The sequence below is a fragment of the Bacillus sp. JJ722 genome (genome assembly GCF_036963345.1).
Lineage (GTDB): Bacteria > Bacillota > Bacilli > Bacillales > DSM-1321 > Bacillus_AD.
The window spans coordinates 1-19924 of sequence record NZ_JBALMO010000002.1 but is presented as its reverse complement, the minus strand read 5'-3'; the positions used below and the strand labels follow the sequence as shown (position 1 = coordinate 19924).

At 34.0% G+C, this 19924-nt stretch carries 17 protein-coding genes; 12 read left to right on the top strand and 5 right to left on the bottom strand.

The genetic code is table 11. The features are described 5' to 3' along the window. Window positions 1–61 precede the first annotated feature (61 nt). From V7014_RS00125 to V7014_RS00115, 3 genes are all read right to left on the bottom strand, one after another. The gene (locus V7014_RS00125) at window positions 62–1009 is read right to left on the bottom strand and encodes a LacI family DNA-binding transcriptional regulator (RefSeq protein ID WP_335502537.1); all 948 of its coding nucleotides are present in this window, start codon (window positions 1007–1009) and stop codon (window positions 62–64) included. A 17-nt stretch (window positions 1010–1026) separates the two neighbouring features. Further along, on the bottom strand, window positions 1027–1371 hold the full coding sequence (locus V7014_RS00120; RefSeq protein ID WP_335502534.1) for a hypothetical protein: 345 nt from the start codon (window positions 1369–1371) through the stop codon (window positions 1027–1029). A 288-nt stretch (window positions 1372–1659) separates the two neighbouring features. Continuing rightward, window positions 1660–2217: a flavodoxin family protein gene (locus V7014_RS00115; RefSeq protein ID WP_335502531.1), complete on the bottom strand. Its 558-nt coding sequence runs from the start codon at window positions 2215–2217 to the stop codon at window positions 1660–1662. A 140-nt stretch (window positions 2218–2357) separates the two neighbouring features. Between V7014_RS00115 and V7014_RS00110 the strand changes: the two genes are divergently transcribed. The 5 genes from V7014_RS00110 (at window position 2358) to V7014_RS00090 (ending at window position 7826) form a co-directional block, all read left to right on the top strand. After that, entirely contained in the window at window positions 2358–3242 is an 885-nt protein-coding gene (locus V7014_RS00110; protein WP_335502528.1) for a LysR family transcriptional regulator, read from the top strand. 264 nt (window positions 3243–3506) lie between these two features. Continuing rightward, complete coding sequence (locus V7014_RS00105) at window positions 3507–4073, top strand: tyrosine-type recombinase/integrase (RefSeq protein ID WP_335502525.1); 567 nt, start codon at window positions 3507–3509, stop codon at window positions 4071–4073. A 138-nt stretch (window positions 4074–4211) separates the two neighbouring features. After that, window positions 4212–4709 carry a cation:proton antiporter regulatory subunit gene (locus V7014_RS00100; protein WP_335502521.1) on the top strand — a complete coding sequence of 166 codons (498 nt, stop codon included), beginning with the start codon at window positions 4212–4214 and terminating at the stop codon, window positions 4707–4709. A gap of 2 nt (window positions 4710–4711) precedes the next feature. Further along, window positions 4712–5941: a cation:proton antiporter gene (locus V7014_RS00095; protein WP_335502543.1), complete on the top strand. Its 1230-nt coding sequence runs from the start codon at window positions 4712–4714 to the stop codon at window positions 5939–5941. A gap of 172 nt (window positions 5942–6113) precedes the next feature. Beyond that, a complete protein-coding gene (locus V7014_RS00090; protein WP_335502519.1) occupies window positions 6114–7826 on the top strand; it encodes a DUF2339 domain-containing protein in 1713 nt (570 codons plus the stop codon). Window positions 7827–7907: 81 nt separating this feature from the next. Here the strand turns inward: V7014_RS00090 and V7014_RS00085 are convergent, their stop codons facing one another. After that, window positions 7908–9290 carry a DHA2 family efflux MFS transporter permease subunit gene (locus V7014_RS00085; RefSeq protein ID WP_335502541.1) on the bottom strand — a complete coding sequence of 461 codons (1383 nt, stop codon included), beginning with the start codon at window positions 9288–9290 and terminating at the stop codon, window positions 7908–7910. Between the two features lie 136 nt (window positions 9291–9426). Beyond that, window positions 9427–9996: a TetR/AcrR family transcriptional regulator gene (locus V7014_RS00080; protein WP_335502516.1), complete on the bottom strand. Its 570-nt coding sequence runs from the start codon at window positions 9994–9996 to the stop codon at window positions 9427–9429. A gap of 253 nt (window positions 9997–10249) precedes the next feature. Here V7014_RS00080 and V7014_RS00075 point away from each other — a divergent pair, with 253 nt between their 5' ends. The 7 genes from V7014_RS00075 to V7014_RS00045 all read left to right on the top strand — a co-directional run bounded on the left by V7014_RS00075 (window position 10250) and on the right by V7014_RS00045 (window position 19750). Further along, a complete protein-coding gene (locus tag V7014_RS00075; protein WP_335502513.1) occupies window positions 10250–11632 on the top strand; it encodes a S1C family serine protease in 1383 nt (460 codons plus the stop codon). A 7-nt stretch (window positions 11633–11639) separates the two neighbouring features. Next, window positions 11640–13604, top strand: a complete 1965-nt coding sequence (locus tag V7014_RS00070; RefSeq protein ID WP_335502510.1) for a peptidoglycan D,D-transpeptidase FtsI family protein — start codon at window positions 11640–11642, stop codon at window positions 13602–13604. A 332-nt stretch (window positions 13605–13936) separates the two neighbouring features. Further along, window positions 13937–14647 carry a response regulator transcription factor gene (locus V7014_RS00065; RefSeq protein WP_335502507.1) on the top strand — a complete coding sequence of 237 codons (711 nt, stop codon included), beginning with the start codon at window positions 13937–13939 and terminating at the stop codon, window positions 14645–14647. Continuing rightward, on the top strand, window positions 14637–16037 hold the full coding sequence (locus tag V7014_RS00060) for a sensor histidine kinase (protein WP_335502502.1): 1401 nt from the start codon (window positions 14637–14639) through the stop codon (window positions 16035–16037). The genes V7014_RS00065 and V7014_RS00060 overlap by 11 nt, the downstream gene beginning before the upstream one ends. A gap of 150 nt (window positions 16038–16187) precedes the next feature. Then, entirely contained in the window at window positions 16188–17156 is a 969-nt protein-coding gene (locus V7014_RS00055) for a peptidylprolyl isomerase (RefSeq protein WP_335502500.1), read from the top strand. Window positions 17157–17421: 265 nt separating this feature from the next. Further along, entirely contained in the window at window positions 17422–18393 is a 972-nt protein-coding gene (locus tag V7014_RS00050) for an MBL fold metallo-hydrolase (RefSeq protein WP_335502498.1), read from the top strand. 16 nt (window positions 18394–18409) lie between these two features. Then, window positions 18410–19750 (top strand): D-serine ammonia-lyase, encoded by a 1341-nt coding sequence (locus V7014_RS00045; RefSeq protein WP_335502495.1) that lies wholly within the window; start codon window positions 18410–18412, stop codon window positions 19748–19750. Window positions 19751–19924 lie beyond the last annotated feature (174 nt).

Genomic DNA, 19924 nt, shown 5'->3' with positions numbered 1-19924 from the left:
GGGGGATGGACGAAAACCCCCATCGATTAAAGTTTCACTTTATTGGTTTTTCTTGTTTGCATCAAACAGAATTCCTTTCAAGGATACGATAAGGTACTTTCACTTTTTGATTGGATTTATTTATAATAAGATTACAAGCATCTTCACCGACTTTTGTTAACTGATGATCAACAGAGGTGATACCTAAGCCGATACCAATCGGTTGATTTTCTTGACCAATAAGCGCTAAATCATCGGGGATTTTTAATTGTATGGAATTGGCGTATAAGTAAATACCGCCTGCGACTTCGTCTCCATTTGCATAAATAGCTGTTGGTCTTTTGGTTAACTGTAATAGTGTCTTGCCGACATGATATCCATCCTCAAGACAGTTACAATTTGAGATATGATAATTATCTGGATGCTTACCAAACACCATTTTGTATGCATCAATTATTTGTTGGGTACTCTTACTTTCTTCTCTTGCTGTAGTAAATGCTACATCTAAATGCCCTTTGTTCTTTAATAGTTGAAAGGCATCTAGATAAGAGGAATACCTATCGATATATGAACAACCAATTTCAGGATGTGCCGTATATTCACATGAGACAATCGATCCAAACGCTGTATACGGTATGATTGTTTCCCAATCATTTGCTTTTGATGCAATAATAATACCATCCAGTAGTTTGTTTTTTAGCTTTAATAGGTATTCAATTTCTTTTTCTTTACTATATTTAGATGGTAGAACGGTTACAGAGTAATCTTTTTCTACAGCTTGATTAAGGACACCATTTAATATTTGATCGAATGCTGGATTATTGTTATAGGGTATGATCACGCCGAGCATTCTTGTTTCTCCACGTATTAAATCAACAGCGTTTTTATTGGGAGTATAATTCATTTCGTTTATTACTTTTAATACCGTCGTTCTTTTTTCCTCTGAGACATACTTATGATTGTTTAGAACTCTTGAAACAGTTGTGACCGATACGCCTGCCAATTTAGCAATATCACTAATATTCGTCATACAAATGCTCCTAATTTTTACTTTTGGTTAATGAATTCAATTTCCGTTAGATTAAGATTTTCAAAAGTATCAGCAAATTTAGCGGAATCTCCATTGTTTAACCATTGTACCTTAATAGACTGATTTCCTACAAAAAACGTGTTTTGTTTAATCTTCCTCATTTCTTCATTATTATCTAAATTAAACCACAGAGACTGTTCACTGCTTAAACCGAGAAAAGCTTTGCCAAATATATATAACCGTTTATTCGTAAGCAGCAAATCTCCAAAGTAATAATTTTGTTCACCATTAAAGCATTCAAATAATCCCGAAACAGTAGCTATAACATTTTCATCTGCCTGGATTGCAGGTGTTCTCTTCATCGTATTTTCCTCCTTGTATAAGAAATTATCGGTTTCCATTTTGTTGAGTAGTAGTTTCAAAATTACTCTAAATGATGAAATCCATTTCAGGTCAAGGGGAGGATTTAAAATTTTTTAGTATTTAAAATAAATGAAGCACAAGCGTTTCATTTGTTTGCTGTTTACACAGATTGATTGTTCTTTTTTTCTTTGAAAGAAAGTGAAAAAAGGAGGATAGTAACGTAAATTTGAAATCAAAAATCCACTGAAGGAGACACTTTCTGAAAAAGTTGCCCCCTCGGTGGATTTCTACACTAGCCCTATTATCTTTTTAATATTACTTTGAAGTTGAGAAGCAGCGAAAAACGCATTCTTGTCGTGTAATATATCATCTGGTTTATTTCCATCACCAATAATATATCCTTTAAATTCAATCCCCATAAAATCAAAAATATATTTAAATTGCTGAATCATGGGCAGGCCTTTAATGTGTGGATCATCTCCTCCAACTGCAATAACAAACGATTTTTTTGCGGCCATTTGCTTCTTAAAATCAGGATAATTTGAGTCTCTTAATGTCTGCGACCATCGATCAATAAAGTTTTTCATTGTTCCTGACATACTATACCAATAAATTGGAGTAGAAAATATTAAAATATTATGTGGAAGTATACGATCAATAATTGCGTTGTAGTCATCATTTCTGTCTTGAAATCCTCTTGCTGAATGACGCTGATCTATTATTGGATGTATAGTGTAATCCTTTAAAAAAATTTTTTCTGACGTTATTCCTTGGACAATATATTCTGTGAGTAGTTCTGTATTACTTTCTTGGCGAGTTCCGCCGTAAATTACTGCTAATGACATGTTTTATGATCCCCCTTCTAATAAGGTTTTTTAATAGTTGTTTCTAGTATATGTATATTTTATAATGTTAGTTGATATCGTTAAAGATGATTATTTCGATTGATTCAATCGAAATTAATGATTATAAAGAGGCGAACATTATGGAAATTAAACAATTGATTACATTTAAGAATGCTGCGGAAAATTTGAACTTTACTAAAACTGCAAAGCTACTAAACTTTGCTCAATCAAGTGTGACTGCCCAAATAAAAGCATTGGAAGAGGAGATTGGAAAGCCATTATTTGAGCGTCTTGGTAAAAGGATAGTATTAACAGAAGCTGGTCATCAATTTAAACTTTATGCTGAAAAGATGATAAAGCTAAGGGACGAAGCAATCATGGCTATAAACGGTGAAGAAGAACCAACAGGTACTATTGTAATCGGTGCACAGGAAAGTCAATGTACATACCGATTACCACCAATTCTTAAAGAATTTAAGGCAAAATTCCCGAATGTAAAGCTTATTTTCAAACCTGCTCATTCAGATGATATGGTGAGGACGCAGTTAATTGAAGGATTATTAGATATCGCTTTTATTATGGATGAAAGTAAGCCTGAAGGGGTTTTAAAAATTGAAAAATTAATTAAAGAAGAATTAATAATGGTTGCTACATCAAGTCATCCAAAAACTGTGCTTTTATCAGCTGATCTAAAAACTGAAACACTTTTACTAACAGAAACAGGCTGTTCATATCGAACAACTTTAGAAGATTCCTTCAAAACAGCGGGTCTATTCCCGTTAGATAAAATAGAATTTGGTAGTATAGAAGCAATCAAGCAATGTGTCATTGCCGGACTAGGTGTAGCATTATTACCTAAAATGGTGGTGGAAAAAGACATTAAAGAAGGAAACATAAAAATATTGAAATGGATGAACTCCACATCTCCGCTTTATACACAAATCGCATGGCACAAGGATAAATGGATGACACCGCCTTTAGAGGAATTTATAAGATTAACACGTAAGACATATCTTTCCGAATGATTTACAGGCCCTCTGTAATGTTACTTAATCAATAGATAGCTCTAACTTTTAAATAATACAGAATACAAAATAGGATGGATAAAGCTAATAATCATTGCTTTATCCATCCTATTTTAGTCTTTTACATTGAATTTTCACTCTTGCTTGGCGGGAATAATTGAATTATGACAAGTTGTTTACTAGAAAAATTCAATATAATACTTCCATGTTACATAATATTAGTTTATAATAATGTTATGTAACATGATATAAGGAGCAAAACCGATGGAATATGTTGACGCATTACGAAATATGAAAGATATTTCAAATATTAGAAGGTATTTAAAAAAGCATTCGGAACGAGATTATGTATTGTTTGTTTTTGGTATTAACACGGGTCTAAAGATTACGGAAATGCTACCTCTTCAAGTGAAAAATGTGATAGATGAACAAAACGAATTGAAGAATTTCATAGAAATATCACAAAAAGAAGGTCTACCTTGTAAGGAGGTATATTTGAATAAACAGGTTAAGCTAGCCATTCGTCATTTCGTAAAAGAAAAGCAACTATGTTCTGAGGATTATTTTTTTGCTTCGGCTAAAACAAAGCAACCAATCAGCCGCCAGCAAGCATACCGAATTATTCATGATGCTGCAGTTGAGGTTGGTATACAAGGGAAGATTGGAACAAATTCGATGAGAAAAACATTTGGTTATCATGCTTATAAGAGGGGAGTAGCCATATCATTACTTCAAAAGTATTTTCATCACTCGACACGTGCGGAAACCCTTAAATATCTAGGTATTTCAAAAGAAGAAGTTATTAAAACCGAGATTGACGTCAACTTATAAAGTGAAGGTTTAATTGTTGGGCAAGAAACTCCATCAATTATTCATTAATTAAATCGGAATCTTATTAGCGCTTGTTGAAACAGAACGAACTTACGTCGTTAAGTCATGTTGCATACAACGATAAGGGAGGAAGAAATGATGAATATTAGAGAAAGTGAATTACCAGGAATTGGTTGTAAGTTTGAGGCGATAACGAAAGAAAATGAAAAACTAGCGATTATCATTCATGATGATGGTAGGCGTGAGTTGTATCACTTTGACTCAGACCATGAAGAGAGCGTATCTAGTGTTACATTAAGCGATAGTGAAGCACGAAAAGTTGCTTCTATATTAGGGGGGATGGTATATAAACCTAAAGCGTTAGAAACAATTGAAATGGCATTCGATGGGCTAATGATTGAATGGTATAAAGTGGAGCAGGGTGCACCAGTTGTTCAAAAAACGATCGGTGATCTAAGCATCCGTAATTCTTACAATGTAACAATTATTGCTGTTCTGAAAAGCAATATGAAGAAGTTAATTACGCCAGGATCAGATTCTGTTATTGAAGTAGGAGATACTTTGGTCATTTCAGGTGAACGACAAGAAGTGAAGAAATTCATTAATGAATTACTAAGAAGAAAGGGTGATTCATGATGGTGAATGATTTAGTTCTAGAAATTGGCACTGCTTTAATTTTGATTGCAATTGCTGCTATTATAGCAGGTAAGCTTAAATTTTCAATTATCCCATTTCTTATTGTTATGGGGATGCTTGTAGGACCTCATGCTCCTCAATTAGGTGTCATTGATTTGCGCTTTATTGAAAGTTATGAAATTATTGAATTTCTTGGAAGAGTAGGTGTGTTATTCTTACTTTTCTATCTTGGCTTAGAATTTTCAGTGAAGAAACTAGTTAAATCGGGTAAAGACATCGTTATAGGTGGAACCATTTATATAGCCATAAATTTTAGTTTAGGATTGTTTTACGGGTGGTTTTTCGGCTTCCCTCTATTAGAAATATTAATCATCGCCGGAATTATCACTTTCTCTTCAAGTGCAATTGTAGCGAAAGTATTGGTGGATTTAAAGAGAACAGGTAACAAAGAAACAGAGTTAATACTAGGAATTATCATGTTTGAAGATATCATCTTAGCTGTTTATCTCTCAATTGTTTCAGGTCTTGTTCTAGGCAATTCTACATCACTAATGGGTACTTTAACGTCCATTGGTATTTCACTAGGCTACATTTTGTTATTCTTCGTAATTGCTAGAAAAGCAACACCTCTATTAAATAAGCTGTTAAATATAACGTCTAATGAGATTTTCATCATTGTAATCTTTGCAGCTCTATTCTTTATTTCAGGAATATCGGAAACTATTCATGTAGCTGAGGCTATTGGTGCTTTATTATTAGGTCTTGTTTTTTCTGAGACAGATCAAAGTGATCGAATAGAAAAATTAGTTGTTCCATTCAGAGATTTCTTCGGAGCTATTTTCTTCTTTAGCTTTGGACTAAGTATTGATCCTTTCACACTTGGAGAAGCTGTATGGCTAACAATAGGTGCCGTCATAATAACTATTATTGGTAACTTTATTGCTGGCTTAATTGCGGGAAGAAGAGCGGGACTGTCTCATAAAGCATCTTCTAATATTGGATTAACCATCGTTTCGAGAGGAGAATTTTCGATCATTTTGGCGAATTTGGCGATCGCTGGTAGTTTAATGAGTATAATAAAGCCGTTTGCAGCTCTTTATGTACTAATACTGGCTATTCTAGGACCTTTATTAACAAAGGAATCGAAACGAATTTATCTCATGTTTGATAAGGTGTTTAAATGGAGTAGTAGTAATAAAAGTACTCCACAACAACAAAATCATACAAGTTAAAGCAATCCTGCTTAAACAATGGATTAGACGCGAATTCATTGTTTGAGCAGGATTTTGTTGTTTTTTTAAAAAATATTGCAACAAATCAGGCAGCTAATTCGTTATTATTGAGAGTGTGATTATTTTTAGAATTCTCAATCTTGAAAAAGGTTCAAAAAGGAGCTGAGAACGTTTGAAAAACGATGAGCTTGAAAGGAAAATTTATAATATAGAACAGACAATCGAAACATTAAATGATGTTCTAGCGCAATTGAAAACACAAAAGACTCAAATTGTAGTTGAAGAAAAGAAATCGTTACAACAAGCAGTAATCACCAAACCGATTCATTTGGAAGAAACAGCGTCTCAACAAACTTCATTTGAAAGTAAACAAATGGCGAAAGTGGTACAAAGTAAGAAGAAAGAGGAAAAAGCGTTTGATATATTACAATTTTGTCAAACTTGGTTACCAAGAATCTTTGTCGGTATCATGATGCTTGGAGTTGTATGGCTATTTAAAGCCGGTATAGACAACGGTTTATTACAACCTCCGATGCGTATTGCCTTTGGACTGATATTGACTGTAATCTTGTTCTTTGTAGGAGAAAGACAAATTAAAGCAAATCGTCAAAGATTAGGTTTAGTGTTATTAGGTGGTAGTGTAGGAGCTATTGTGATTACAACATTTGCAGCTCATTATTTATACGGCTATTTACCATCAACGTTAGCATTTATTTTAAACATTATTTGGATCATAAGTGGGATTTACATTTCACATCGTCATAAATCAGAGTATTTAGCTATATTTGTCTCAGTTGCAGCATTTTTCGTTCCGTTTTTGATTAATAGTAGTGAGCCGAATAGCTATGTGTTTTTAAGTTTTGAAATGCTATTAACACTTTTATTACTGTTTTATGCTAGGAAGAGATTGTACAAAATTTTATACGTAACTTCATTTTCCATAGCGCAAATTGTTTTAGCTTTTTTTGCTATTTTTTCACCGTTTGGCTCACTAAATATGGAATTAAGTGTAGTATATTCGATTTGGCAAGTGGGTTTATATTTGCATTTTTATAAAGCAGATACTTTTATTATTAAACAGAGGCTTGGGATTTTTGCATTTAATGGTGTATTTCTTATCTTATTGCTTCGAGGCTTGAATCAAAATGTTACAATAACTCTCATAGTAGCTAGTATAGCTTTTTTAATTATGATGGTTTTAACTTTGAAGAAGGATAGAAAAATGCTTGTATCAAATGTTGCCTTTGCTTTAGCCATGCTCTCTATAGCAAGTGTGATTTCATATGAATTCCAAGGGCATAATCAGATACTTTTATTCTTAGTGCAAGGGTTCATTGCCATGTATATTGGTTACATTTTGCAAAATAAATATAAGGTTGTAATCGGTAGTGTTCTATATATACTTGGTGCAATACCAACAATTGAAATGCCAATCACAAATCTAGTATCGACCATATTATTTGCACATGTGATTCTCAATGCTACTTTACTGTTGATTTTTTACAAACTAGGAAAAAGAGTATTAGAGAAATCGAAAATTAGGTATCAAATATTTGTATATGTGATTATGATGATTGCCTTCATAACATTAACAAAAGTAGGTTATGCGATCACTAATGATGTAGATGTTAATCAAGTAATTGTTTCAATCATTTGGATGGTCTATGCATCATTTGCGATCGGATACGGACGCACTCTAAAAGTTCGTACTATTTTTGCGAGAAACGAAATCATTTATATTGGTTTGGTTGTTCTATTTATAACGGTAGGTAAGTTATTCTTTGTTGATTTACAAACGGTAAGTATGACCATTCGAGCCATTCTATTCTTAATAATCGGTAGTATCGGAGTCGGGATATCAAGGCTGTTTTTTATAATGAAATAGTATCTAATAAGTAATTTATGAAAAAAAAGTAAAGCCTGTAGACTGTTCTCTAAAACAGAGAAGTCTACAGGCTTTGTTTATTTAGTCAACATCCGCTCTTTTCGTAAAGAAGGCAATAACTAAACCAATGACTGATGCAACAAATGCAAATAAGAATGCATTTTGTATTCCAGCTACAAGCGATTCCGCTACCAGGGTAGGATTTGTAGGTTCGGTTGTTTCTGCTAAATAGTTTTGCTGTCCAGATGACATGATACTAATTGCGATTGCTGTGCCAATTGCACCAGCAATTTGGCTTAGAGTATTCATAACAGCAGAACCATCTGGATAATATTTCCTCGGTAATTCGTTCAAACCATTTGTCTGAGCTGGCATCATGATAAATGCAATACCGATAAATAATAAACAGTGTAGAACAACTATTAAGATTGCTTCCGTAGCTGTAGTGATTCTAGATAAAAAGAATGTCATAATCGTCGTTAATAAAAATCCTGGAATAACGAGCCATTTTGGCCCATACTTATCAAATAATTTCCCACAAATCGGAGACATTAGACCGTTCACTACACCACCTGGTAATAAGACAAGTCCAGCTGCTAAGGCAGTAAGTGCCAATCCACCTTTCAAGTACATTGGTAGAAGTATTGCCGAAGCTAGTATAATCATCATTGTGACAAATACCATAACAACTGCAAGCGAGAATAGTGGATATTTGAAAACTCGTAAGTTAATCATTGGTTGATCCATTTTCATTTGGCGTAATGAGAATAGAATTAGACCAATAACACCAACAGTTATAGCAATTATTACGTTAGGATGTGTCCAACCGCTAGCTGCTTCACCAGCGGAACTAAAGCCTAATACAATTCCGCCAAAACCAATCGTTGACAGGAAAATCGACAGGATATCGATTTTCGGTTTCGTAATTGTAGAAACATTTTGCATATAAATGATTCCAAATCCTAAAGCAAAAATAAGTAGTGGTAGACAAATCCAGAATATCCATTGCCAGCCTAAGCTATCTACGATTAATCCGGAAATAGTTGGTCCAAGTGCTGGAGCAAACATAATTACAAGGCCCATTGTTCCCATTGCTGCACCACGTTTATGTGGAGGGAAAATAACTAAAATAACATTTGTCATTAATGGTAATAAAAGTCCCGTTCCAATTGCTTGGATGACGCGAGCCATTAGCAATAATTCAAAGCTGAAAGAAAAAGCAGCCACCACTGTCCCAAGAATGGAGAAAACAAGGGAAGCTATAAATAATTGTCTTGTGGTGAACCATTGAATAAGTAGGGCAGATACAGGCACTAAAATTCCGAGTACTAGTAGATAACCTGTAGTTAACCATTGTACGGCAGAAGGTTTAATTTGAAATTCTGTCATTATATTAGTAAAGGCCATATTTAGTGCTGTTTCACTAAATAGACCGATAAATCCACTCATCATTAATGCAATCATGATGGGGCCTGTTTTTATTTGTTTATTTGCTAGGCTAGTAGCATGACTGTTTGTGCTCAAAAAATTTCTCCTCTCATCTTGTAATATTAATTAGACCAGTCTATATAATTTAGGTGGATGAAAAGAAATAGCTAAGCTATCTTTTCAATAATAAAGGAATACTTTCAGCTAAATGAAGAAGAGGTTGTCCATTCTTATTGGTAAGTGAACGGGTTATACATCCTTCAATCATAGAAGATATAACAATACTTAAACTCTTTGCTTGCTCTTGATTAAAACCATTTTCGACTAATTTTTTGGTATAAATGGCTTCTAATCCTTCAAATGCTGCTTGACAGGCTCTCCTTAAAGGTTCACTTTTTAAAGATGTTTCTGCAGCAAGTAAGCCCATTGGAACACCTTGTAACTCATCGATACAATCGAAATGCTTGGCAATTTCCTTGATTAAATACTGTAAAGCTTCCACAGGGTCAGAAAACAATGCGAGTTTCTTTTTCGTATCCGTTTGAATACTATTGCTCATCGCAGTCACAGCTTCAATAGCAAGCTGCTCTTTACCATTTGGAAAATGATAATATAAGGAACCTTTTGGGGCACCGCTTTCCTTTAGAATTTGATTTAAGCCTGTAGCATGGTAGCCTTGTAAGTTAAAAAGACGAGTTGCTGCTTCAAGTATATTTTCACGAGAGTCACTTTTGTTACTCATTCGCATTCTCTCCTCGAATCAAAATATAACGACTGGTCTAGATAAATCTGTAGACGGACTTATTTTAATAGATACGTATGTATGTGTCAACAATTATAACTTGAAACAATTCATTAGGATATTTTCGATTTTTTACATAATTTTTTTCACTCTATTAAAAGTTTGTTAATAATTTATTCACATCTTAGGATTATGATGTTAGTAAGAAAAAGTTAGTGATTCAAATGAATTACATACATAGGAGGAACTAGGGATGAAAGATTTGTATAATGAAGATTCTAATCAAGAATTTAACAAGGATAACAACATAAATGAAAATGAAACAGATCAGGAGACTTCTTCTATTGAAGAAATGAATAATGATACTGAAAAAAATGTAATGACAGAAGAAATGAAACAAGATTCTACTTCAACACTTAAGCAGCGTAAGCCAAAAATAGGTAAATCAAAGAGTTGGATGAAGACAATCAGTGCGGGTGTTATAGGATCAGTATTGACATTATCTATCTTACCATTTACAGATTATCCTGAGTGGATTAATCAACCGAATAATCCAACTGAACAGTCAAGCAGCAGTGCGACAGAAAAAGGGCCAGTTAAAGCTCAACCAACAGCAGCGTCTAATTCTAGCCTTGCTGATATGGTAGAGAAAGCATTACCAGCCATTGTTGGAGTAGTAAATATTCAACAAAGTCAACCAAGCAATTTCTTCTTACCACAAGAAGGGCTAGAGGGGCAACAAGGGAACCCTGGTGAAGGTATTGAGGCAGGATCTGGTTCAGGTGTCATCTTTAAGAAGGATGATAAGTATGCATACATTGTAACGAACAACCATGTTATTGAAGATGCAGAGGAAATCGAAATTTCACTTGCTAGTGGTGAAAGAACAAAAGCACAATTAATTGGTAAAGATGCATTGAGCGATTTAGCTGTATTAACGATTGATGCTAAATATGCTACAACAACATTAGACTTTGGTGATTCATCTGCATTACGTGTTGGCGAACAAGTTGCAGCAATTGGAAATCCATTAGGACTTGACTTCTCTAGATCGGTTACACAAGGAATTATTAGTGCATTAGATCGTACTGTTCCAGTGTCTACTTCAGCTGGTGAATGGGAAATGAATGTAATACAAACAGATGCTGCGATAAACGCTGGTAATAGTGGAGGAGCTCTTCTGAATTCAGCAGGTCAAATAATCGGTATTAATAGTTTGAAGATTTCCCAAAACGGTGTTGAAGGTCTTGGATTTGCGATTCCAAGTAATGAAGTTATCCCAATCATTAATGAGATTATTGAGAAAGGTAAAGTTGAGAGAGCGTATGTAGGAATTGGATTAGCAAGTTTAGATGAAATCCCAAGTTACTACTTACAAAACCTTCCTGAAAATGTTGACGGAGGAGTAATGGTAACAAGTGTGGATCCAAATTCTGATGCTGGAAAAGCAGGTTTACAAGTTCAGGACGTAATTGTATCAATTAATGGTCAAGAAGTAAAAAGCGCTACTGAATTTAGAAAATATTTATATTCAAATTTAGAAGTGGGCGACAAAGCAACATTGAAATTATATCGTCAAGGAAGTCCAAAAACGGTGCAAGTTACATTAACTAGCAACACAGGACCAACAAGCTGATCCAAATATGAAGAAGAAAGATAAACACCAGTCCACTTTGAAGATTCGATTGAATATCCTATTTTTCATTACGTTTCTCTTGTTTGTTAGTTTAATTCTACGTCTTGGTTATGTGCAAATTGTCCATGGTGAAGAATATAGTAATGAAACGAAAGCAACTACAACTACAACGTATAAATGGAATGCTCCTCGCGGCAAAATGTATGATCGTGAGGGGCGGGTTTTAGTTGAGAATGAACCCGTTTATACGCTGACTTATGCAAAACCAGAGGATGATTCGGATACCACTCTTCTTCAAACAGCGGAAAAACTAGCTGAAATGATTACAATTGATACTTCAAAAGTAACAGAGAGAGATAAGAAGGATTATTGGATTCAAATACATGAAGAAGAAGCTAAAGCAAAAGTTTCAAAATCAGAACGTGAGACATTGGATGATGATGAAGAATATCAATTATTGTTAGAGCGAATTACTGACGATGAGCTGAATTCAATCACTGACCAGGAGATGCAAGTATATACGATAAAAAGCAAAATGAGTCAAGATGTTGCATCAGCTAGTCGCATTAAGGAAGGATTAACGACTGAAGAGGTAGCGAAAGTAAATGAAAATCTCGGTAGTTTACCGGGAATAGAAGTAAAGTTAGATTCAAAAAGAAAGTATCCATATGGAGACACATTCAAACAAATATTTGGAAACGTCTCTCAAATCCCAGCAGAAAGTTCAGAATTATATAGTGCAGCTGGCTATGATTTAGATGATACTGTAGGAAAAAGTTTTCTTGAACTTCAATATGAAGAACTACTTCGTGGTCAGAAGGAAGAGCATGTCTATGAGATGGATCGACAAGGAAACTACTCTAATCAAGATAGCGTAAAACCCGGTGAACCAGGTAAAAATGTAGTTTTAACTATTGATATGGATTTACAGCAAAAAGTAGAGAAAATTATTGAAGATGAATTAAAGAAAGATCCAAGTGCTGATGGAGCATATGTAGTTATGATGGACCCTACAACAGGAGACATTTTATCAATGGCTGGTAAGAAGCGTGATGGTGTTTCCATTGAAGATGAAACATATGGTGCTATTTATAATGCATACGCAATGGGTTCAGCAGTTAAAGGAGCGACTGTCTTAACTGGTTATGAAACAGGTGTAATCAAACCAGGTTCAACATTTTTGGATGCACCTATTAAATTGAAAGGTACTCCAACTAAGAAGTCATATACAAATATGGGGATTGTTGATGACCTAGAAGCTCTAGAACGATCTTCAAATGTCTATATGTTTCACATTGCAATGGCAATTGGGGACTATGACTACTCAACAAGAACTGGTTTTAATGATCCTGAACTAGCTTACGCAACAATGCGAAAATATTTTGCCCAATTTGGATTAGGAGTTGAAACTGGTATTGATTTACCACAAGAGGCAACGGGTTATAATGGTGGAGTTCAAAAGCTAGGTAACTTAATGGACCTTGCCATTGGCCAATTTGATACGTATACTCCTTTGCAATTAGCTCAATATGTGTCAACCATTGCAAATGATGGTCTGCGATTGCAACCACATTTTCTTAAAGAAGTTCGTAAACCAAATGCAACAACCTTTGAAGATAGTGAAATACTTGAAACATTTAAGCCAAAACCATTAAACAAAGTTGATATGAATCAGAATGAAATCGACCAAGTGCAACAAGGCTTTCGTCAAGTTATGAATGGAAATCAAGGAACGGCAACTAGCCATTTCAAAAATGCTGATTATGCACCTGCTGGAAAAACGGGAACAGCACAAGTATCCGATGGTAAAGGTGGCTATGATTACAATTTAACACTAGTCGGTTATGCACCTTATGAATCACCTGAAATTGCCATTTCAGTTGTAGTACCGACAGTTAATGATGATGGTAGCGCGATAAATAAAAGCATTGGTAGAAAAGTTATGGATGCCTACTTTGATCGTTCGGAATAAAGTGAAACTTTATTCGGTGGGGGTGTTCGTCCATCCCCCACCGATTATTAGTTGAACCAATCGGGTTCCTACGGGCGCTTAATCTCCCACTTAAACGACTTCGCTTTTACTTTCGTTTTGAAGTGGGAGTCTTAGCGCCAGTTAGAACGGGATAAACAAATGAATAGCAAGAGGTTGAGAGAAAGAATTGTTTTTCCTCAGCCTCTTTTTGCAATAAATAAGAATCTAGTATCGTTTTAAGAGATGTAGAAGTAGATGCTGAAATGTTATAATGAATTATTGTTACATATCATTTTAACAGAATACTTCTTTTGAATAGGAGAGCGGTAACGATGAAAATTTTAGTGATAGAAGATAATGAAAGCGTCTCTTCCATGCTTGAAATGTTTTTTGCGAAAGAAGGAATAGAGGGTGTCTTTGAAGCAAATGGGATGGAAGGCTATAAGAAATATCAAGAAGGTAATTGGGATGCTTTAATCATAGATTGGATGCTGCCTGATATGGATGGTGTATCTATTTGCCGGAAAATAAGAGAAGAGAAGAGCACAGTTCCTATTATTATGTTAACAGCAAAAGACAGTGAATCAGACCAAGTACTAGGGCTAGAAATGGGAGCAGACGATTATGTGACAAAACCCTTTAGTCCACTTGCGTTAATGGCTAGAATTAAAGCAGTCACTCGTCGCTATCAATCAATAGCAACGAAAGAAACGGTTGAAAAAGGTGTCATTAAAACTGATTTCTTTAAAGTTAATAAAAATACTAGAGAAGTTGTAATCAATGGTGAACCTATTAGGAACTTAACACCTAAAGAATTTGATTTGCTTTATTTTTTTGTACAACATCCAAAACAAGTTTTTTCGAGAGAGCAGCTATTAGAAAGAGTTTGGAGTTATCAATTCTACGGTGATGAACGTACAGTTGACGTGCATATTAAAAGATTAAGAAATAAAATTGGAACCAGTAATCAACCGTTCTTCCATACCGTTTGGGGCGTAGGATATAAGTTCGATGAAACACTGGTGGAGTCTAATGAAAATTAGATATATTTACCAACAATTAATTAGCCATATCAGCATTATTGTGGTAGCTTTCGCAGTATTAAGCTTAATGTTTGGTCAATATATGGAAAATATAGTGTACAAAAATAAAACAGAAGAATTGATTTCATACGGAGAAAATATTTTAAATGATGTTAGTCGCTCATATAGTGACGGAACTTATGTATTAAAAAATTATAGTAATGTATTAGAAGGAAGACAAATCCAATATCATATCTTTGATGAAAGTCGGGAAATTATTTACCCTCAAGGTGGGCTAATTACATTAAATGATTATGAGTGGAATAAGATTAAAAACGGTGAGATTTATATAAAAAATCAAGAATACAAACGTTTTAATCAAGGTGTTACGTTTGTCCTGCTACCGTATTTTCAAAATGATAACTTTATTGGCGGCATACTATTAACCTCGCCGATTAGTGGATCAAGAGAAATGATTTCTGAAATTAATAGATATTTGTTTTACACTGTATTAATTGCTCTAGTTGTGTCAGTATTGTTGAGTTGGATTTTATCAAAATTTCATGTTAATCGTATTAAGCGAATTCAAGAAGCGACTTCATTAGTCTCGGCTGGGGATTACTCCGTACAGCTTCCTTCATCTAAATTTGATGAAATTGGAGAATTAGCAGAGGATTTTAATAATATGGTGCAAAAGTTAAACGATTCAAACGATGAAATAGAATCACTAGAGAATCGGCGCCGACAGTTTATAGCAGATGTATCTCATGAGTTAAGAACACCATTAACGACAATTAGTGGAGTTATCGAAGGTATAAGAAACGATATGATTCCAGAAGTGGAGAAAGAGAAAGGAATCAACCTAGTAAGTAAAGAAACAAAACGATTAATACGTCTTGTCAATGAAAACTTGGATTATGAAAAAATCCGATCAAATCAAGTGAAACTATTTAAGGAAGACATTCAATTATTTGAAGTACTCGATATTATAAAAGACCAATTAGATCTTCTTGCTGAGGATAAAAATAATAAGATTATCGTCGATGTCAAGGAAGATTTGTATGTTTATGCCGATTATGATCGCTTAACGCAAATCATTATTAATATTACGAAAAACAGTATTCAATTCACCGAAAATGGAACGATATGGTTGCGAGGGAAATCAGAACAAGATGAAATCATTATTGAAATAGAGGATACTGGAATCGGCATGGATCCAGTTCAGATTAAAAATATATGGCGTCGCTTTTACAAAGCTGATATATCTCGAACAACTAATCCATACGGCGAATTTGGATTAGGATTGTCAATTGTACAGCAATTAGTCAATATGCATGAAGGAAGAATAGAAGTAAGTAGTAATAAAGGTCAGGGTACGAAATTTACGATCTATTTTCCGGTTAAACAGTGAAATTGTAAAAGATTTCACTGTTTTTTTGTAGTTTAAGAAAAATATATAGCAAATACGTAGTTTTTTTAACATTTGGTAACAGTTTGTTAATAATTTCACGTTAATATAAGCTCATACCTTAATTAAGGAACGATTTGTGGGGGGAAACGAATGAAAGAGAAGATGAAAAATAAAAAACTATGGCTGACTATTGGAGCGATATTTGTAGTAGTACTAGCTGTAGTTGGTGGATTAGCATTTTCAAAGAAAGATGTAGTTGCGAGTGTAAATGGTGATCCAATTAAAAAAGACGAAGTTTACGATATTCTTGTAAAACAAGGTGGAGAAGTTGTTGTTGATACATTAATTAACAATAAAATAATTGAGAAAGAAGCTGAAAAAGAAGGTATCACAGTATCTGAAAAAGAAATCGATAAAGAGCTTAATTCATTTATTGAAATGTACGGTGGAAAAGATGCTTTTAACGCAGCACTTGAACAAAGTGGTATCTCTATAGACTACTTTAAACAAGACATTGAAAACTTCTTGAAAATAGAAAAATTATTAAAACCATCTATTAAAATCACTGAAGACGAAAAGAAAGAATTCTTTAATCAAAATAAAGAATCTTTTGCTCAAAAAGAACAGGTAGAAGCAAGTCATATTCTTGTAGAAGACGAAGCGAAAGCGAAAGAAGTGCAGAAAAAATTAGATGATGGTGAGGATTTTGCAAAATTAGCTAAGGAATATTCAACTGATACAAGTAATGCCGAAAAAGGTGGAGAACTAGGATACTTCGGAAGAGGTGAAATGGTACCAGAATTCGATAAAGTTGCTTTTGCTACAAAAGTAGGCGAAATTAGTGAACCTGTAAAAACAGATTTTGGTTACCACATCATTAAAGTTACTGACAAAAAAGCAGCAAAAGAAGCTGTATACGAAGATCATGAGGAAAAAGTAGAAAAAGCATTGTTTGATGAAAAGTTAAATACTGAATTTCCAACATGGTTAGAAGAGAAAAAGAAGAAATATGATATTGAGAATACTTTAGACAAAGAAGCTAAAGAAGAAAAAGAAGTTAAAGAAGATAAAGAAGATAAAGAAGATAAAGAAGCTAACGATGCTAAAGAAGAAAAATAATTAAAGCTCTAGACATCACTGATCTTAATTTATAGAGCGAACATTAAATTAAAAACAATTTAACATAGATTGTCAATTGTAAATAAAAAACGCTTGGATATCTCCAAGCGTTTTTTTAGGTGTAAAGAGCGCATTTTGGGCAGAGTTCTTAAACAACGTTACACATTTTTTAATATTAACAGCTTGTTTATTGCCGTATTATTATGAAATTAATGATATATTTAATTGTATAATGAAAATATATTAATAAAGGACGTGAGTGTAAATGATTCATTTAAGAGAAGATGTAGTTATTCATCCAATTATTGTGCCAACTAAGTACTCATTAAAAAGTTTTAATTTTTATTTGATAGAAGATCAAAATGATTTAACACTAATTGATGCCGGCATAAATACAGATGAATGCTGGGAATATTTCAACAACACATTAACTAAAAATGGATTTAACATTCGCGATTTGACCCGAATCATACTAACACACAATCATGAAGATCATGTTGGTTTAGTAAACCGTATCACTGCTGTCAAAGACTTGCCGATTTATGCGCATGAAGAATCGATTATTCGCTTAAAACGTGATCGTGATTACTTCTCATTAAGAATTGAATTCTTTGATCAGCTATATCGTGAAATGGGTTGTGGTGAATCAGGCATCCAATATATTGAAAAATTGAGAAAAGTTAAGAATGAGAAAGAAAATCATGTGCTCCAAGGAGATATCATTCCAATTGCAGAAGGAGATATTATTTCTGGACTACAAGTAATTGAAACACCTGGTCACTCACCAGATCATGTAGTTTTACTACACCCACAAAGTAAAATCCTTTTTGGAGGAGATCATCTCGTTGGTCATATCTCCAGCAATGCAATCGTTGAACCAGATCGCATAGGAAATAGAATGCTAACTCTGAAAGCATATTTGAAATCCCTCCAAAAATGTCTGGATTTTGATATTAAGACAGTTTATTCCGGACATGGTGAAGAAATCAACAATCCTCAAGAATTAATTAAACACCGAATAGATCGAATCCATCAAAAATCAAATAAAATATTGAACTTAATCAAAGAAGGTCTACCAACAGCTAGTCAAATTGCTCAAGCGTTTTATAAAGGAAAATATCGTACTGAATTTAGTTTAGTAATGTCAGAAATCATTGGTCATATAGACTACTTAGAGTTATTGAATAAAGTCAATAAAGAAAAGAAAGATGGGGTATGGCATTATTCAGCACGTTGATGAAAGGAGACACCTAGTGAAAGAGAACATAATTGTTGGAAAAAGTATTGCACAATGGATTTCAGAAAAACCATTGCTAGAAGACATTATAGCTACAAAAGAAGTATTTTGGAGAAATGTAGACTATGGCATGAAACAGGAAGAGCTATTGCATTTTGAGGCAATTAATGATGCAGCTGAGCGATTGATAAGATTTGCTCCATACATAGCCAAGGCTTTTCCTGAAACAGCTGAGCAAAATGGACTAATTGAATCGCAACTTATTCCAATACCTAACATGCAAAGGCAATTAGAGAAATCTTATAATACTACAATAGATGGAAAGCTCTTATTGAAGTGTGACAATAGTTTACCTATATCAGGTTCCATCAAAGCACGAGGCGGTATATACGAGGTCTTAAAACATGCAGAAAAACTAGCTTTGCAATATGGACTACTTAAAGATGGTGATGATTATAGTGTTTTGAATCTAAATGAGTGTAAAGCATTCTTTTCTCAATATTCGATTGCGGTTGGCTCTACAGGTAATTTAGGCTTAAGTATAGGTATAATAAGTGCAAAATTAGGCTTTCATGTTACGGTTCATATGTCTGCAGACGCGAAACAATGGAAGAAAGATTTACTAAGAGGAAAAGGTGTAGATGTCATTGAATATGCATCTGATTATAGTATAGCTGTTGAAGAAGGAAGAAAGCAGGCCTTACAAAATTCTAATTGTCATTTCATTGATGATGAAAATTCAATTGACTTATTTTTAGGGTATGCTGTTGCCGCTTCTCGATTAAAAAAACAATTAGAGGAAAAGTCGATTATAGTTGACGAAAATCATCCATTATTTGTGTATTTACCATGTGGTGTTGGTGGCGGTCCAGGAGGAATCACTTTTGGCCTGAAAGCAGAGTTTGGTGAACATGTACATTGTTTTTTCGTAGAACCTACTCATTCACCATGTTTCTTATTAGGGCAATTAACTGGACTACAAGATCAAGTTTCAGTTCAAGACTTTGGTATTGATAATGTTACTGAGGCAGATGGCCTTGCGGTTGGAAGGATATCTCGTTTTGTTGGTAGAGCTATAGGTCACCATGTAAGTGGTTGTTATACTGTACAAGACAAACGATTATTTACCTTGTTGCGTTTTTTAGCTGATCAGGAGAAGGTCAATATAGAGCCATCAGCGAGTGCCGCCTTATTCGGACCTGTACAATTATTGAGAGAATCTGAGGGTCTACGTTATATACAAAAACATCATTTGCAAACAAAGATGGTAAATTCACATCATATTGTTTGGGCTACTGGAGGAAATATGGTTCCAAAAGAAGTGATGAAAGAATATTATTGTAAAGATGTTTTCTAAAAATATATTGAGAACATCTTAATTCCAAACATATCCTAAAATTTTATTTTTAAAAATTAAAGTGAAGTCATTTTATCTTTGGCTAAATGAATGGTAAAATAGAATAGATTTTTGAATTTCAGAAGTCCATTTTATTATAAAATAAGCTACATACTACAATAAGCTAGCGAAATA

What these genes read in the sequence shown, in the direction of transcription:
- V7014_RS00105 (WP_335502525.1), top strand. Translation starts at nt 3,507, where the DNA reads ATGGAATATGTTGACGCATTACGAAATATGAAAGATATTTCAAATATT.
- V7014_RS00055 (WP_335502500.1), top strand. Translation starts at nt 16,188, where the DNA reads ATGAAAGAGAAGATGAAAAATAAAAAACTATGGCTGACTATTGGAGCG.
- V7014_RS00065 (WP_335502507.1), top strand. Translation starts at nt 13,937, where the DNA reads ATGAAAATTTTAGTGATAGAAGATAATGAAAGCGTCTCTTCCATGCTT.
- V7014_RS00115 (WP_335502531.1), bottom strand. Translation starts at nt 2,217, where the DNA reads ATGTCATTAGCAGTAATTTACGGCGGAACTCGCCAAGAAAGTAATACA.
- V7014_RS00100 (WP_335502521.1), top strand. Translation starts at nt 4,212, where the DNA reads ATGAATATTAGAGAAAGTGAATTACCAGGAATTGGTTGTAAGTTTGAG.
- V7014_RS00125 (WP_335502537.1), bottom strand. Translation starts at nt 1,009, where the DNA reads ATGACGAATATTAGTGATATTGCTAAATTGGCAGGCGTATCGGTCACA.
- V7014_RS00075 (WP_335502513.1), top strand. Translation starts at nt 10,250, where the DNA reads ATGAAAGATTTGTATAATGAAGATTCTAATCAAGAATTTAACAAGGAT.
- V7014_RS00070 (WP_335502510.1), top strand. Translation starts at nt 11,640, where the DNA reads ATGAAGAAGAAAGATAAACACCAGTCCACTTTGAAGATTCGATTGAAT.
- V7014_RS00060 (WP_335502502.1), top strand. Translation starts at nt 14,637, where the DNA reads ATGAAAATTAGATATATTTACCAACAATTAATTAGCCATATCAGCATT.
- V7014_RS00080 (WP_335502516.1), bottom strand. Translation starts at nt 9,996, where the DNA reads ATGAGTAACAAAAGTGACTCTCGTGAAAATATACTTGAAGCAGCAACT.
- V7014_RS00050 (WP_335502498.1), top strand. Translation starts at nt 17,422, where the DNA reads ATGATTCATTTAAGAGAAGATGTAGTTATTCATCCAATTATTGTGCCA.
- V7014_RS00085 (WP_335502541.1), bottom strand. Translation starts at nt 9,290, where the DNA reads ATGATTGCATTAATGATGAGTGGATTTATCGGTCTATTTAGTGAAACA.
- V7014_RS00110 (WP_335502528.1), top strand. Translation starts at nt 2,358, where the DNA reads ATGGAAATTAAACAATTGATTACATTTAAGAATGCTGCGGAAAATTTG.
- V7014_RS00120 (WP_335502534.1), bottom strand. Translation starts at nt 1,371, where the DNA reads ATGAAGAGAACACCTGCAATCCAGGCAGATGAAAATGTTATAGCTACT.